The following is a 14,773-nucleotide window of genomic DNA, read 5'->3' on the forward strand; positions in this document are numbered from 1 at the left end:
AGGATTCCTGCTAGCTTTCAGACGGACGCGGTACGTGTCCCACGGACAAAACCGCATGTGCCAGTGCTGTTAGTTGCACGCCATTCAGCCACCTCGAAAGGGACCTCATGACCACCCTCAAAGATCGCCTGAAAGAGGGCAAGGATGCTCGCAAGCAGTGCTCCCGCAACGCCCAGGCGCTGCACGGGAAGACTGATCGCGACCCGCTGCCCTTGATCAAGGCCTCCAGTGAAGGGCGAATCCGCTCGCTGGTCGACTTGCGCTACGGGCGCATGCTGGTTTCGCCTTTCGCCTTCTATCGTGGCAACGCCCTGCTGCATGCCCACGACCTGTCCGGTACGCCGGACATGGGGCTGCATTCAACCATTTGCGGCGATTGTCACCTGATGAACTTCGGTGGTTTTGGCACACCGGAACGCAACCTGCTATTCAGCGTCAACGACTTCGATGAAGTTCACCCCGGCCCCTGGGAGTGGGACCTGAAACGACTGGTAACGAGCTTTCTGGTCGCCATTCGCGACCTGCGCCATGGTGCTTCAGTAGAGGAGGCCATCTGTCGCCGTGTGGTCGCAGCCTATCAACAGAGCATGGCCGAATGTGCCGAACAAAGTGCCCTGGAAATCTGGTACGACGCACTCGGTTACAACGACTTGCTCAAGCAGGAACCCTCCACCAGCACGCTTGAGCATGTGAAAAACGCCATCAACAAAGCCGAGCATCGTACCCATGCCGATCTGCTGCCCAAGATATGCGAGCGCGATAAACACGGCCGCTTGCTGATTCGTGATGAACTGCCGCAAATCTTCCATCTGCACAAAGACACGACGCTACTGGACGCCGATGATGACTGGATGCGCGTGGACGATTGGCGGCCACCGTACGACACCCTCATGCACGATTACCGAGCCACGCTGATGGGCGATCGTCGCAATTTACTGGCGCGTTTCCAGGTCCAGGACCTGGCGTTCAAGGTCGTTGGGGTGGGCAGCGTCGGGACGCGCTGCCTGGTCGCTTTGCTGACCGACGATCAGGAACGACCGCTGTTCTTGCAACTCAAGGAAGCACGTCGCTCGGTGATTGCCGATTACGTCAAAGCCAAATCGCGGATACGCCATGACGGCCAGCGCGTGGTTGAAGGCCAGCGCCTGATGCAGTCGGCCAGCGATCTGTTTCTCGGCTGGACCACCAGCCCCAATGGCCAGCACTTCTACGTGCGCCAGCTACGGGACATGAAAATATCGGCGGAGCTGGAAACCTTCGATGCCGAAACCTTTTCCGCCTATGGCCACATCTGCGGCAAAGCCCTGGCTCGAGCCCACGCCAAAGCCTCCGGGAAAGCTGCGCAGATCAGCGGTTACATTGGCAAGAGCGACGTCATGGCTAATGCGTTGTTCAAGTACGCCAAGGCCTACTCCGACCAGAACGAGCGCGACTTCGAACGTTTTCAAACGGCCTGCCGCAAAGGCAAGCTACAGGCCCGCTCGGAAGCTGCTTTTGCCGCTGATTATTGGCCTTAGGCACGCCCCCCCAAAAGATGCAAAGGGTGACCGACCTGGTTCTGCTGAGCTATAAACCTGTCGTCTTTGCCAATAATGTTTCCAATTCACAATTTGTTAAGAAGTGGCCTCGTATACTGTCGAGTCCTGTTTTACTCTCGGCCCTCATCCTTTGGTAGCCTGATGCCTATGTCACGCCCTGCCCCACTCCTGTTTCTACTCGCCTGCCTGCTGTTCTTCTTTGCCCTCGGCAATCACCAGTTGCAAGGATCCACCGAAGCCCGGGTTGCCGGCATCGCCATGGAAATGCACCTGGATAACGATTGGGTGACGCCGCGGCTGTTTGGCCAGCCCTTTCTGGAGAAACCGCCTCTGAGTCTGTGGCTCGATGCCGGGGCGATTCGTGCCTTCGGTGGCACGCCATGGGCAGTGCGGCTGGCGTCGGCCTTCGCCGGGTTGTTCAGCGTGATGCTGCTGTACACCATGCTGCGTCGGTTCGGTCGGCCAACGACCATCGCCTTGGTCGCCGGGATCATGCTGGCAACCATGGCCAGTTACTGGGGCAACGTTCGCGGTGTCGGTGAAGACGCACTGCTGAGCCTCGGCGTAACCCTGGCGCTGCTTTCGTTCTATCAGGCCCATCGCCAACACGCCGAACAGCGTGGAGCCCTGGGCAGCTGGCTACTTTTTGCCGTCGGCATTGCCATCGCCACGTTGAGCAAAGGCGTGCTCGGTCTGGCGATGCCGGGCGTGGTGATCTTCGCCTATTTGCTGACCGAGAGCCTGATCGACAAACGCTTCAGCCTGCCGCGCTGGATAGGCCCGGCACTGGCGACTCTGCTCGGGCTGATCCCCTTGGTGATCTGGCTCTTCATGCTCTATCAACGCGGCGGCTCGCAGGCACTGGCCGAGGTGTTGTTTACCAACAGTATCGGTCGCTTCAGCGGTTCGTTCGTTCAAGCCGGTCACTACGAGCCGTTCTATTACTACCTGACCAAACTGCCGGAAGCCTTCCTGCCGTGGAATATCCTGGTGTATCTGGGGCTGTGGCATTTCCGCAAGAGCCTGGCGAACAATCGCTATCTGTTGTTCTTTACGCTGTGGCTGCTCGCACAGTTCCTGATGCTGACCCTCGCGTCGAGCAAGCGCACGGTGTACCTGATGTCACTGACACCGGCCGCTGCCGTAATAGCAGCGGAATATGCCGCCGTACTGTTCGAGCGTCTGCGTCAGCACACCGAAGCGTCGACCCTGGTCGGTAAAATCGCCCGCAATCGTCGTGGTATCGCGATCGGCATCATCAGTCTGTTCATCGTTGCTTATCTGTCCGCGGCCCAATGGGCGTTTCCACGTGCCGACCGCAAAGAGTCGTTCCTGCCATTGACCGATCAAATCCAGGACATGCAGGCCAACGGCCAGGAAGTAGCGCTGTTCAAGGCGAACGAACGGACCGCCGGGGCGACCGTGTTCTACACCCATAGCCTGCTCAAGGACCTGGAAACCGACGCCGAGCTGACGGCGTTTCTCGCCGCCTCCCCAAACAATGTGGCGCTGCTTGCCGGCGACTCGGAACCCACTGCACCGTTGAAAATAGTGAAGCAAATACTGGTGGGCCGTCAGGTGTACTACTTCGTCACGCTCTAAGACGGCCAACAAAAAAACGGCACCTGATACAGGTGCCGTTTTTTATTGTCTGGGAAAAGTAGCGACTTTGAGTCTCAGCCCAACACCTGAGTCTGGTTGTATTTGGGGCGGGTTACTTGATCTCGACTGATTGCCAGTCAGAGGCGTCGATAAGCCCAAGCAATTTCGGCTTGGTTTGCGTGGTATCAAGCGTAAAAAACAGCGACGCGCCATACCCCGGGGTCGACGACGTCGGTAACTTCAGTTCTTTTTCCAGTTCCGCCATGCACTCGCTGTGGGTGACCAGCACCAGGTTACGGCCGGCGACCTTGTGCGCAAGCACGTCGCGCAGCATCGTGCCTTTGCAGTTGAAGAGCCAGTCCTGGACGCTGCCTAGCTTGTCGAACATGTAGTGCGACGTTTGCACGGCCCGCGTCAACGGACTGTTGTAGATGTCAGTGTTAGTCAGGCCCAGGTGCGCGAACTGCGAACCAATCCCGGCAGCCACGCTGCGCGCGCGCTCGGTAATGCCATCGGCACTGTCCAGGCAGGGAGCGTTGGAGTGGTCGCATCGCTCAACATGACGGATCAGCACAATCGTATCGCCCTTGGCCCAACTGGCGGCCAAGGCCTTGTCCCCGGTGATGTTACCGTGGGCCAGGTCCGCAGGGCCGGCAGGTCGGAGCAGCCAGAATGTCAACGCGATAACAAAGAGCAAAGCCAACAGTACAAAGGCAATGTTTTTAGCACGAGTGAGCCCCCCCATATTCAGTGAGCGTTTGATACCCGCAAGACCCAATCTTGACTCCACCTTCACACCGCCTCGGACACACGAATACCCAATTGTACGGGCAACATTAAAAATCGACGCGTAAGTACCCAGTGAAATGATTGTGAAAAAATGCTCAACCGACGAGCATTCCCGGTATTTTCTCGTTACGAAAAACGTTTCAGCTATCGCGTCTGCCGCCGATACACCCTCTACGAATACATTCTGCTGGCCTCCAAAAACAACAATCTTCCAGCCAACTGACGATCAAGAAGCGCAACGTTCCTGGAGGAATTTTTGATGAATAGCTGGTTCGCCAACATCAGCGTCAACCTGAAGCTGAGCCTGGGTTTCGGCCTGGTTCTGGCCCTTACGTGCATCCTCGCCCTGACTGGCTGGACCAGCCTGGGTGGGCTGATCGACCGCAGTAACTGGATGAGCGATATCACTCAGCTCAACGCGGGGCTGACCAAACTGCGGGTCACCCGTTTGCAGTACATGCTGGCCGACGGCGACGAAACCGTGGCGCAGACCGTGCAAACCGCCCTCGACGGCTTCAAGGCCCAGCAGCAAAAACTGCTGTCGAGCCTCAAGAGCCCGGAAAACCTCAAACTGCTCAAAGAGCAAGGCGCGGTCATCGATGCCTACCAGCAATCATTGAACAAAATGCGCAATGCTTATCGGACCGCGGGCGCCGCACGTCAGGCCATGGGCGAGAATGCCGAAAGCGCCAACACACTAATCAATGACATCGACACCCGCGTGCGCCAGATGCCCTTGAGCGATCAACGCTTCGAGCAGTTCCAGGCCATTACCGGGGCCAAGGAACAGTTTCAGCTCGCCCGCTACGAAGTTCGCGGCTACACCAACGACAGCACTCCGGCCACCGAGCAAAAAGCCGTCGCCCAACTGGACGCGGCCATCGCCAGCCTGAAAACACTCAACACGCATTTCGCCGACACCCAGCAAGACGCGTTGCGCCAGCTGCAAAGCGCGCTGCTCAATTACCGCAGCGCCTTGCAGGCCTACAAAGCAGCCAATAGTGACGCGGTCGTGGCTCGCCAGGAAATGACCGTCCAGGGCAATGACATCGTTGCGCGCAGTGACGCGCTGTATCAGATCCAGCTGGATCGCCGTGACGCCGAAAGCGCACAGGCACGCACCCTGCAACTGATCAGCACATTGTTGGCGTTGCTGGTCGGCGTTCTCGCGGCCGTGACCATCACCCGGCAAATCACCCGGCCACTGCGCGAAACCCTGGCCGTGGTCGAGCGTATCGCCAGTGGCGACCTGACCCACGATGTCCACGTGACCCGTCGCGACGAACTCGGGGTGTTGCAGCAAGGCATCGCACGGATGGGCGTCACCCTGCGCGACTTGATCAGCGGCATCCGCGATGGCGTCACGCAGATCGCCAGCGCTGCCGAAGAGCTGTCGGCCGTCACCGAAGAAACCAGTGCCGGGGTCAACAGCCAGAAGATCGAAACCGATCAGGTGGCCACCGCCATGCACGAGATGACGGCCACCGTGCAGGAAGTCGCACGCAACGCCGAACAAGCTTCGCAAGCGGCCGCAGCGGCTGATGGCGAAGCCCGCGAAGGCGATAAAGTGGTCAACGAAGCGATCGCTCAGATCGAACGTCTGGCCAGCGAAGTGGTGCGCTCCACCGAAGCCATGACCGTGCTGCAACAGGAAAGCGACAAGATCGGCAGCGTCATGGACGTGATCAAGGCTGTCGCCGAACAGACCAACCTGCTGGCGCTCAACGCCGCCATCGAAGCCGCTCGCGCCGGTGAAGCCGGTCGTGGTTTCGCCGTGGTCGCTGACGAAGTGCGTGGCCTGGCCCAACGCACGCAGAAATCCACCGAGGAAATCGAAGGCCTGGTCGCCGGTCTGCAGAACGGCACCCAGCAAGTGGCTGCTGTAATGAACAACAGCCGCAGCCTGACCGACAGCAGTGTCGAGCTGACCCGCAAGGCCGGTGTGTCACTGGAAAACATCACCCGCACGGTGTCGAACATTCAGTCGATGAACCAGCAGATCGCCGCCGCTGCCGAGCAGCAAAGCGCGGTGGCCGAAGAGATCAGCCGCAGCATCATCAACGTACGCGACGTCTCCGAGCAAACTGCCGCCGCCAGCGATGAAACCGCCGCGTCCAGTGTTGAACTGGCGCGGTTGGGCAATCAGTTGCAGATGATGGTCAGCCATTTCAGGGTCTGACCATCACATTGCACAAATCGGTTCCCACACATTTGCAGGAGCGCCGCCCGGTCGCTCCTGCAGGTGAGATCGCTCAAGCGCTGATCGCATTGGTAAACACCAACCGATTGCCGAACGGATCACTGATGGTCATGTCCTGGCTCCCCCAGGGCATGGCCTGAATCTGTGGGTGAGCGAAGCGGTATTGCTTGGCCAGCAATTGCTGCTGGAACGCTTCCAGCTCATCGGTTTCGATGCGCAGTGCCGAACCCGGCGTAGCGTCGCCGTGGTGCTCGGACAGGTGCAGCACACATTCACCCCGTGACACTTGCATATAAATCGGGAAGTTCGCCTCGAAACAGTGCTGCCAGTCGAGCGTGAAACCGAGGAAGTCGATGTAGAACTCCTGCGCCTTGGCTTCATCGAAGATCCGCAGGATCGGGGTGGTTTTACTGAAGCTCATTGCACTACTCCCAAACTGAAAGGCCCTACTATAGGTGGGCTGCATGACAGCGCTTCGGCTTGGTAATGGCTTTCTTTAATCTCACAGTGCCACTATTAGACCTGGATCAAAAGATCGCAGCCTGCGGCAGCTCCTACAGGAGAATGCGTTCGGCGTAGGAGCTGCCGAAGGCTGCGATCTTTTGATCGTCAACCATCAATGAAAACCTGTACGCAAATCCCCTTCCCGTGCCAGAAAACGCCCAGCCCTGCTGTCGTTCGCCCGGCCTTCGCAGTAGCTCAAGACCCCATTGACCCAAACCCCATCAATCCCCTCTGCCGCCCGTTGCGGATCATTGAAGTCGGCCACGTCGCGCACGCGCAATGGATCGAACAGCACCAGATCCGCCCAATGCCCTTCGCGTATTTCGCCGCGCTCTTTCAGGCCGAAACGCGCCGCCGACAGCCCGGTCATTTTGTGCACCGCCGTGTGCAGCGGGAATAATCCGAGATCCCGACTGAAGTGCCCGAGCACCCGTGGAAATGCGCCCCACAAGCGCGGATGCGGGAACGGGTCTTCCGGCAAGCCGTCGGAACCGATCATCGATAACGGGTGGGTCAGAATCCGCCGCACATCCGCCTCGTCCATGCCGTAATACACCGCCCCGGCCGGTTGCAGACGACGAGCCGCGTCCAACAGCGGCACGCCCCACTCGGCGGCGATGTCCAACAGGTCGCGGCCGCCCACTTCAGGGTGTGGCGTCGACCAGGTGATGGTGATGCGAAACGCGTCCGTCACCTGTTTGAGGTCCAGAGTCGAGGAACTCGCCGCATAGGGATAACAATCGCAGCCTACCGGGTGGGTTTTCGCCGCGTGTTCGAGGGACGCCAATAGCTGCGGACTGCGCCCCCAGTTACCGGCGCCAGCGCATTTGAGATGGGAAATGATCACCGGACTTTTCGCGTGGCGAGCGATCTGGAATGCCTCGGCCATGGCCTCCAGCACCGGTTCGAACTCGCTGCGCAAATGGGTGGTGTAGACCGCACCGAAAGCCGTCAGCTCTTCAGTCAGTTGCATGACTTCGTCGGTAGACGCCGAGAAAGCGCTGGCGTAGGCCAACCCTGTGGACAAGCCCAACGCACCGGCCTCCAGGCTCTCACGCAGTTGCTCGCGCATCGCCGCAATTTCGCTCGGTGTGGCGGTGCGAAACAGGTCGTCCAGATGATTACTGCGCAGCGCCGTGTGGCCGACCAATGCCGCCACGTTCAAGGTCGGGCTGGACGCTTCGACCGCCGCGCGGTAATCGCTGAAACGCGGATAGACAAAGGCTGCTGACGTACCAAGCAGGTTCATCGGGTCAGGCGGATCGCCGCGCAAGCTCACCGGCGAGGCGCTGATCCCGCAGTTGCCGACGATCACCGTAGTCACGCCCTGGCTGAGTTTTGGCAGCATCTGCGGCTGGCGGATCACCACCGTATCGTCATGAGTGTGCACATCGATAAAACCTGGCGCGAGCACCCTCCCGGTCGCGTCGATTTCCTCATCGGCGCTGGCATCCTGCATGTCACCGATACACTCGATACGCCCGTTCATAATCGCCACGTCGGCGGGATAACCAGGGGTGTTGCTGCCGTCGATGATCAAGACGTTGCGGATCAGCGTGTGGTACTGCATGTCAGTCTCCCAGCGGCAGATGATCATCGCCGCCACGGTAGTCGTCGAGGGCGAGTTTGATCCGCCGCAGACGTTCTTGATTGTCTTCAGGTTGAGCCAGCGCCAGCTCGGTGGCGAGTACGTCGATCGCCAGCAGCATGCCGTAGCGCGCCGCCGTCGGTTTGTAGATGAACGAGGTTTCGGCGCTTTGTAGCGGCAGCAGCACATCGGCCAATTGCGCCAGCGGCGAGTCGGCCAGGGTGATCGCCAGAATCCGCGTGCCATAGCTGCGCGCCAACTCGACAGCCTCCAGCAATTCCGGGGTGATGCCAGTCAGCGAACAGGCAATCAGCGCGTGCTCTGCGGCCAGCGACGCGGCGGTCACGCGCATCATCACCGGGTCATGGCAGGTGGCAATCGGGTAGCCGAGGCGCACCAGTCGCACTTGCAGTTCATCACTGCACAGTGTCGAGCAACCGCCCATGCCGAACGCATGAATCATCCGCGCCTTGCCCAGCAACTTCACCGCGTCGGCGAAACGCGACTCATCGAAACCTGACAAGTGCTGACGCAGCGTCGACTCGATATCGCCAACGATCTGCCGATAAAACGCCGACTGCTCAGGCGTCCGGGCCGGGTCGAGAAAACGGCTGCCGACACCGCTGGCCTGGGCCAGTTGCAGGCGCAGATCGCGCAGGTCACGGCAGCCAACGCTGCGGGCGAACCGCGAGAGCGTCGCGCTGCTGACTTCGGCTCGCAGCGCCAGTTCGTCGAGGCTCGCCGACGCGGCAAACCCCACATCATCGAGCAGCAACCGGGCAATCCGCCCTTCGCCGGCGCTGAAGGAATCCTGACGCGCGCGAATCTGGTAGAGGATGTCCATTTACCGCACCTGCTGTTCAAAGCACATAGGAAAGACCCAGCGTCAGGCCGAACGCGACCAGCGAGATCAAGGTCTCAAGCACCGTCCAGGTCTTGAAGGTCTGGGCAACGGTCATATTGAAGTACTCCTTGATCAACCAGAAGCCGCCGTCGTTGACATGAGAAAAGATAACCGAGCCAGCCCCCGTCGCCAGCACCAACAACTCCGGATGGGGATATCCCAGACCAATGGCTACCGGCGCGACCACGCCTGACGCGGTGGTCATGGCTACCGTCGCGGAACCCGTGGCGATCCGCATCAGTGCCGCGAACAGCCAGCCCATCACCAGCGGCGACAGCTGAAATTCGTGGGCGAGGCCGACGATCTGGTCAGTCACGCCAGCGTCCACCAGAATCCGGTTCAAACCACCGCCAGCGCCCACCAGCAAGGTAATGCTGGCGGTCGGTGCCAGGCATTCGTTGGTGAACTTGAGGATCGATTCGCGGTTGAAACCCTGGGCCAGACCGAGGGTCCAGAAGCTCAGCAAGGTCGCCAGTAACAGGGCGATCACCGAGTTGCCGATGAATAGCAGGAACTGGTTGAACCCGCTGCCCGGCGTGGATATCAGGTTGGCCCAGCCGCCAATCAGCATCAGCACCACCGGCAGCAGAATCGTCGCCATGGTGATGCCGAAACCCGGTAAGCGGTCCCGTGGTTCGCGGTCGATAAATTGATGTTCCAGCGGGTTTTCCGCTGGCAACTGAATGCGCGGCACGATGAACTTGGCGTAGAGGGGCCCGGCGATGATCGCGGTCGGGATGCCGATCAGAATTGCGTAGAGCAACGTCTGCCCCACCGAGGCCTGATAGGCCTGCACCGCAAGCATCGCCGCCGGATGCGGTGGCACCAGCGCATGCACCACCGAGAGCCCGGCAACCATCGGCAAACCGACCATCAGAATCGACACGCCAACCCGCCGCGCCACGGTAAAGGCAATCGGCACCAGCAACACAAAACCGACTTCGAAGAACAGCGGTAGGCCTACCAGAAAGGCAATGCAGACCATCGCCCAGTGCGCGTTTTTCTCACCGAAGCGCTCGATCAGCGTGCGCGCCATCTGCTCGGCACCACCGGACTCGGCCATCATCTTGCCGAGCATCGTGCCCAGCGCCACCACCAGCGCAATGTGCCCCAGAGTCTTGCCAACCCCCGCTTCATACGCGCCTACCACACCCGACGGCGGCATCCCGGCGAGTAACGCCAGACCAATGGAAACCATCGTAATGACAATGAATGGATTGAGTCGGTAACGGGCGATCAGAACGATCAGCGCAATGATCGCGATAGCGGCATAAACCAGCAGCCAATAGCCGAAAGACGGTGCCATGCGGTACTCCTCGAAAAAGGGTCACGTCGATGTGTTGTGAAACTCATAAATCATTTCGAGGAGGATCTTTCAAACCGGATGAAAGTAATTTTCGTACAGAGACACGAAATGTCGCTTACGGATATGCCGTGTCGCAATTAATGAAAATGGGCAGTGAGTATTTTCATGAACCAGAGGGGCAGCACTGACCTGTGTTCGCGATGGCAAGCATCAGCCTTCGAACACCTCGTTCGCGTAGCCGGCCAACTTGCCCTGGATGAAGTCCAGGAAGCACTCAATGCGCAAGGCCAGTTGCGAGTTGCGGTAGTACACCGCATTGATCGGCTGGCGATAACCGCTGTTGGCCTGCGCCAACAGCAACTTCAGCCGTCCGGCCTTGACGTCATCGATGGTCATGAAGTGCGACAGGCAAGCAATGCCCTGTCCCTCCAGCGCCAGATGACGCAGGGTTTCACCGCTGGAGGCGCTGATGCTCGGCTGAATCTGCCAGCGGTCGCCATGTACATGGCGCAGCGGCCAGTGGTTGAGGCTTTCGGTCTGGGTGAAGCCCAGCAACGAGTGGTCGGCCAGCTCGGCAACAGTCGTCGGCGTGCCGTGTTTTTCCAGATACGCGGGGCTCGCGAGGATGTGCAGCGGGCTGCACCCCAGCGAGCGCGCGTGCAGGGTCGAATCCGCCAACGGCCCGATGCGGATCGCAATGTCGGTGCTTTGCTCCAGCAAGTCGATGATCAGGTCGTTGCTGTTGAGCTCCAGCTGGATGTCCGGGTACAGACGGCGGAACTCATAGATATACGGCACGATGGCGTGCAGCATGAACGGCGACGCGGCGTTGATCCGCAACCGTCCGGAAGGTGTTTTGTGGCGTGAGGACAGGCGCTCTTCGAGCTCGTCCATCTGGTCGAGAATCAGCTTGGCCTGTTCGAAGAAGTACTTGCCCTCTTCGGTCAGGTCCATACGCCGCGTGGTGCGGTTGATCAATGTGGTGTCGAGCTTGGCCTCCAGACGCGACAGTGTGCGGCTGACCGCCGAGGGCGTTTGCCCAACCTGTTCGGCCGCTGCAGAAATCGAACCGCACTCGATCACGCAGACGAAAATCTGCAACTCATCGGATCTGGCTTTCACGTGTTTCCTTCCTATCGAATGCACCTGATGGCAGGAGTCAGGCATTGCTTGTGGCGAGGGGGCTTCAGTTAAGACGCACAACCTGTGGGAGCGAGCTTGCTCGCGATGACGGTTCTACATTCGGCACCAATGTTTACTGTTACACCGCCATCGCGAGCAAGCTCGCTCCCACATTCGATTTTTGCTGTTTCGAACCTTGTGTTCACTTAACTGACTGATATCAGGGCAAGCCCCCTCGCCACAGGTAAAAATGCGCTGCTGCTCAGGTGTTCGATAGTAGCCGGATGCGGGGCATAACGCAGGTTACGCCGGCAATTTGAACACCTGCTTGAGGTGCTGCTCGTAGCGCACGACGTCGGCTTCAACGTTCGGCCGCTTCATCACGTCGACACACAGGAAGGTCGGCAGGCCGCTCATGCCGAGGAAGGTATTGGCTTTGTGGAACGGGAAGTACACCGCGTCCACGCCCTTGGCTTCGAAGAAGTCGGTCGGGTCATCGAAAGCTTGCTGCGGTGCGTTCCAGGTCAGCGACAACATGTACTGTTTGCCCTGCAACAGACCGCCGCTGCCGTATTTTTGCGAAGCATCGGAACGGGTCCGGCCGTCGCTGGCGTAGAGGCTGCCGTGGCCTTCGGTGAAGACTTCGTCGATGTACTTTTTCACAGTCCAGGGCGCGCCCATCCACCAGCCTGGCATCTGGTAAACGATCACGTCGGCCCAGAGGTACTTGGCGACTTCTTCAGCGATGTCATAGCCCTCGTCGATGTGGGTCACTTTCACGTCGACACCGCCACGGTCCAGCACGCTCAGTGCGGCTTCATGCAGGGTGGCGTTGTAGCGACCGTCGGAGTGGGCGAATTTCTTGCCACCGTTGAGCAACAGAACTTTTTTCATGGGAAGCCTCATCAAGGTCCGATGCGCCGCGCTGTGGATAAGTCGCGGGATCGAGAAGTTTTAAAGTTGATGGCGGCAGGTTATCGATGAGTCCCCCACTGAATAAGCCCGAAGTCGGCAAAATACATTTGATCAAAACGCACGAATCACCAGCAGATTGTTGCCATATAGTTTCCTCAACCCTGACTTGAGGAGTTCTACATGAGCGAACAACACGGTTTCATCCTGCACGCCAAAACCCGCCCGGAACAAGCCGAGGCCTTCGAAGCGCTGTTCCGCGCTTACGTCGAACCCAGCCGCGCCGAACCTGGGTGCATCGAATACCACATGCTGCGCGACCAGCAGGACCCGACGCTGTTTATCTTCTACGAGATCTGGCAATCCCGGGCTCATCTGGACGTGCATTCGAACCTGCCGCACATGAAGCAGTTTTTCGAGAACCGCATGGATTACCTGGAGCGCGACTTCGATATCCGTCGCATCGACATGCTCAGCCGGTCTTCCGCTAGCCGCTGATCAGCAGATGGCCGCCGAGTAATCCAACGCCAACGAAGAACACTCGCTTGAACAGCACGGCGCTGATCCGCTCTCGCAACCATTGCCCCAGCAGCATGCCGAGCAGCGCCGGGATCAGCGCCAGCAGCGACGCACTCAACTCGCCGCCACCCAGTGCTCCGCGCCACATCAGGCCGGCGGCCAGCGCCAGGGTCGACGCGGTGAATGACAGGCCGAGCGCCTGCACCAGTTGATCCTTGTTCAACCCCAACGCTTGCAGATAGGGCACCGCCGGAATCATAAAGACCCCGGTGGCCGAGGTGATGATGCCGGTCAGCACGCCACAGAGCGGGGCGAGCCAGCGTTCGGTTGTGCTGCCAACCCGCAAGGTCGGTAGCAACAATCCGCTCAAGGCATAGAGCAACAGCACCGCGCCCAGTCCTCGCACCACCCACTGCCCGCCGTCGATTCCCAGCCACAACGTGCCTGCGCCGGTGCCGATGACTATCGCCAACAGCATCGGCCACAGCCGTTTGACCAACGGACGCAAGTGCCCACCGAATACCAGTTGCCAAACGTTGGTTAACGTCGCCGGAATGATCAGCAGCGCCGCAGCCTGCGCCGGTGCCATAGCCAGACCGAGCAAGCCCATGGCAACGGTCGGCAATCCCATGCCGATCATGCCTTTGATCATACCGGCCATCAGAAAGGTAGAAATCACCAGCAACGACAAGGCCAGACCGAGGTTTTGATAGAACGCGAGAAGTGTATTCATGGCGTTATCCTGGGCCTTTCGAACGCCCCTGAAAATCTGCCATATACTGAGCCTGCCTCTTGTTTTGACAGAGCCTTGGAAACTCCCCATGCACTTCGACCTGATCGATCTCAAGCTCTACCTGAACATTCTCGACGCCGGCAACATCACCGCCGGAGCGGCCAGCAGCCACCTTTCACTGGCGGCGGCGAGTGCGCGAATCCGTGCAATGGAGGCTTCGCTGGGCACCGCGTTTTTCGAACGTGGGCGCCGGGGCATCAGCCCTACCCCGGCCGGTAAGGCGTTGGCACAGCACGCCCGGGTATTGCTGCAACAGGCCGAGCGCCTGCAACAGGATCTGGCGGAATACGCCAAAGGTGTCAAAGGTCAGGTGCGGTTGCTGTGCAACACCACGGCAATCAGCGAATACCTGCCCGAATTGCTGGCGGACTTTCTGTGCGAACACCCCAATCTCGACATCGACCTGCAAGAACTGCCAAGCCTGCGCATCACCCATGCCTTGCGTCAGGGGGCGGCCGACCTCGGTATCGTTTCCGATGCGGTGGACACCCATGACCTCGATACCCAAGCATTCCGCGATGATCCGCTGGTGCTGATCATGCCGAGCGATCATCCGTTGGCCGAAGGGGAAGCACCGAATTTCATCCAGACTTTGGCTCACGATTACGTCGGGCTGAATGCCAACAGCGCGTTGGCGATCTATCTCGAGGAACAAGCGCTGCACGCCGGGTTGCGCATGCAGACCCGCATTCGCGCCGATGGCTTCGACGGGGTGATTCGGATGGTCACCCATGGCGCCGGGCTGGCGATTGTGCCGCTGGCGGCGGTCGAGCGCTGGGCGGGCGGACAAGCGTTCAAACGTCTCGCGCTGAACGAGCCATGGGCACAACGAAAACTGCTGCTGTGCGCACGCTCGTTCGACGCCCTGCCCCGTTACGCCAAAGCCCTGCTGGAAGCATTATCAAAGGCCCCCGACACAACCCCGTAGATACTCTGTTTCCGGTCAAGCTTTCGCGAAGTGCTTTTCGCTGAAAAGCTTGGCCGTATCAAAATCCT

13 protein-coding genes and 1 pseudogene are annotated in these 14,773 nt (G+C 59.5%); 6 read left to right on the plus strand and 8 right to left on the minus strand.

The window, feature by feature from the left end; all coding sequences use genetic code 11:
• The first annotated feature begins 107 nt into the window (after positions 1-107).
• Both AC1RKH_RS14525 and AC1RKH_RS14530 read left to right on the plus strand, forming a co-directional pair.
• Positions 108-1,517 carry a DUF2252 domain-containing protein gene (locus AC1RKH_RS14525; protein ID WP_493062542.1) on the plus strand — a complete coding sequence of 470 codons (1,410 nt, stop codon included), beginning with the start codon at positions 108-110 and terminating at the stop codon, positions 1,515-1,517.
• A gap of 168 nt (positions 1,518-1,685) precedes the next feature.
• The gene (locus tag AC1RKH_RS14530; protein WP_493062561.1) at positions 1,686-3,140 is read left to right on the plus strand and encodes an ArnT family glycosyltransferase; all 1,455 of its coding nucleotides are present in this window, start codon (positions 1,686-1,688) and stop codon (positions 3,138-3,140) included.
• Positions 3,141-3,252: 112 nt separating this feature from the next.
• On the opposite strand, the gene pmrG is transcribed toward AC1RKH_RS14530, so the two are convergent.
• The gene (pmrG, locus tag AC1RKH_RS14535) at positions 3,253-3,930 is read right to left on the minus strand and encodes a lipopolysaccharide core heptose(II)-phosphate phosphatase PmrG (protein WP_493062543.1); all 678 of its coding nucleotides are present in this window, start codon (positions 3,928-3,930) and stop codon (positions 3,253-3,255) included.
• A gap of 393 nt (positions 3,931-4,323) precedes the next feature.
• On the opposite strand from pmrG, the pseudogene AC1RKH_RS14540 reads away from it, so the two are divergent.
• A pseudogene (locus tag AC1RKH_RS14540) lies at positions 4,324-5,250 on the plus strand (methyl-accepting chemotaxis protein); the annotation flags it as partial.
• A gap of 144 nt (positions 5,251-5,394) precedes the next feature.
• A complete protein-coding gene (locus tag AC1RKH_RS14545; RefSeq protein WP_410017458.1) occupies positions 5,395-6,108 on the plus strand; it encodes a methyl-accepting chemotaxis protein in 714 nt (237 codons plus the stop codon).
• A gap of 73 nt (positions 6,109-6,181) precedes the next feature.
• On the opposite strand, the gene AC1RKH_RS14550 is transcribed toward AC1RKH_RS14545, so the two are convergent.
• From AC1RKH_RS14550 to mdaB, 6 genes are all read right to left on the minus strand, one after another.
• A complete protein-coding gene (locus AC1RKH_RS14550) occupies positions 6,182-6,550 on the minus strand; it encodes a glyoxalase superfamily protein (RefSeq protein WP_493062544.1) in 369 nt (122 codons plus the stop codon).
• Positions 6,551-6,745: 195 nt separating this feature from the next.
• Positions 6,746-8,203, minus strand: a complete 1,458-nt coding sequence (locus AC1RKH_RS14555) for a D-aminoacylase (RefSeq protein WP_493062545.1) — start codon at positions 8,201-8,203, stop codon at positions 6,746-6,748.
• Position 8,204: 1 nt separating this feature from the next.
• Positions 8,205-9,065 (minus strand): MurR/RpiR family transcriptional regulator, encoded by an 861-nt coding sequence (locus AC1RKH_RS14560; protein ID WP_493062546.1) that lies wholly within the window; start codon positions 9,063-9,065, stop codon positions 8,205-8,207.
• Positions 9,066-9,081: 16 nt separating this feature from the next.
• Positions 9,082-10,431, minus strand: a complete 1,350-nt coding sequence (locus AC1RKH_RS14565; protein WP_493062547.1) for a GntT/GntP/DsdX family permease — start codon at positions 10,429-10,431, stop codon at positions 9,082-9,084.
• 210 nt (positions 10,432-10,641) lie between these two features.
• On the minus strand, positions 10,642-11,553 hold the full coding sequence (locus AC1RKH_RS14570; RefSeq protein ID WP_493062548.1) for a LysR substrate-binding domain-containing protein: 912 nt from the start codon (positions 11,551-11,553) through the stop codon (positions 10,642-10,644).
• 303 nt (positions 11,554-11,856) lie between these two features.
• On the minus strand, positions 11,857-12,447 hold the full coding sequence (mdaB, locus tag AC1RKH_RS14575; protein WP_493062549.1) for an NADPH:quinone oxidoreductase MdaB: 591 nt from the start codon (positions 12,445-12,447) through the stop codon (positions 11,857-11,859).
• Between the two features lie 201 nt (positions 12,448-12,648).
• On the opposite strand from mdaB, the gene AC1RKH_RS14580 reads away from it, so the two are divergent.
• On the plus strand, positions 12,649-12,963 hold the full coding sequence (locus AC1RKH_RS14580) for a putative quinol monooxygenase (RefSeq protein ID WP_493062550.1): 315 nt from the start codon (positions 12,649-12,651) through the stop codon (positions 12,961-12,963).
• Here the strand turns inward: AC1RKH_RS14580 and AC1RKH_RS14585 are convergent.
• A complete protein-coding gene (locus tag AC1RKH_RS14585; RefSeq protein WP_493062551.1) occupies positions 12,953-13,717 on the minus strand; it encodes a sulfite exporter TauE/SafE family protein in 765 nt (254 codons plus the stop codon). The genes AC1RKH_RS14580 and AC1RKH_RS14585 overlap by 11 nt on opposite strands.
• Positions 13,718-13,805: 88 nt before the next feature.
• On the opposite strand from AC1RKH_RS14585, the gene AC1RKH_RS14590 reads away from it, so the two are divergent.
• Entirely contained in the window at positions 13,806-14,705 is a 900-nt protein-coding gene (locus tag AC1RKH_RS14590) for a LysR substrate-binding domain-containing protein (protein WP_493062552.1), read from the plus strand.
• Positions 14,706-14,773: the final 68 nt, after the last annotated feature.

The organism is Pseudomonas sp. GW822-FHT06B12 (assembly GCF_058799675.1).

Bases quoted from the DNA above. Each gene is read 5' to 3' on its own strand.
- AC1RKH_RS14525 (WP_493062542.1), top strand. From the start codon at position 108: ATGACCACCCTCAAAGATCGCCTGAAAGAGGGCAAGGATGCTCGCAAG.
- AC1RKH_RS14530 (WP_493062561.1), top strand. From the start codon at position 1,686: ATGTCACGCCCTGCCCCACTCCTGTTTCTACTCGCCTGCCTGCTGTTC.
- AC1RKH_RS14545 (WP_410017458.1), top strand. From the start codon at position 5,395: ATGCACGAGATGACGGCCACCGTGCAGGAAGTCGCACGCAACGCCGAA.
- AC1RKH_RS14550 (WP_493062544.1), bottom strand. From the start codon at position 6,550: ATGAGCTTCAGTAAAACCACCCCGATCCTGCGGATCTTCGATGAAGCC.
- AC1RKH_RS14555 (WP_493062545.1), bottom strand. From the start codon at position 8,203: ATGCAGTACCACACGCTGATCCGCAACGTCTTGATCATCGACGGCAGC.
- AC1RKH_RS14560 (WP_493062546.1), bottom strand. From the start codon at position 9,065: ATGGACATCCTCTACCAGATTCGCGCGCGTCAGGATTCCTTCAGCGCC.
- AC1RKH_RS14565 (WP_493062547.1), bottom strand. From the start codon at position 10,431: ATGGCACCGTCTTTCGGCTATTGGCTGCTGGTTTATGCCGCTATCGCG.
- mdaB (WP_493062549.1), bottom strand. From the start codon at position 12,447: ATGAAAAAAGTTCTGTTGCTCAACGGTGGCAAGAAATTCGCCCACTCC.
- AC1RKH_RS14580 (WP_493062550.1), top strand. From the start codon at position 12,649: ATGAGCGAACAACACGGTTTCATCCTGCACGCCAAAACCCGCCCGGAA.
- AC1RKH_RS14585 (WP_493062551.1), bottom strand. From the start codon at position 13,717: ATGAATACACTTCTCGCGTTCTATCAAAACCTCGGTCTGGCCTTGTCG.
- AC1RKH_RS14590 (WP_493062552.1), top strand. From the start codon at position 13,806: ATGCACTTCGACCTGATCGATCTCAAGCTCTACCTGAACATTCTCGAC.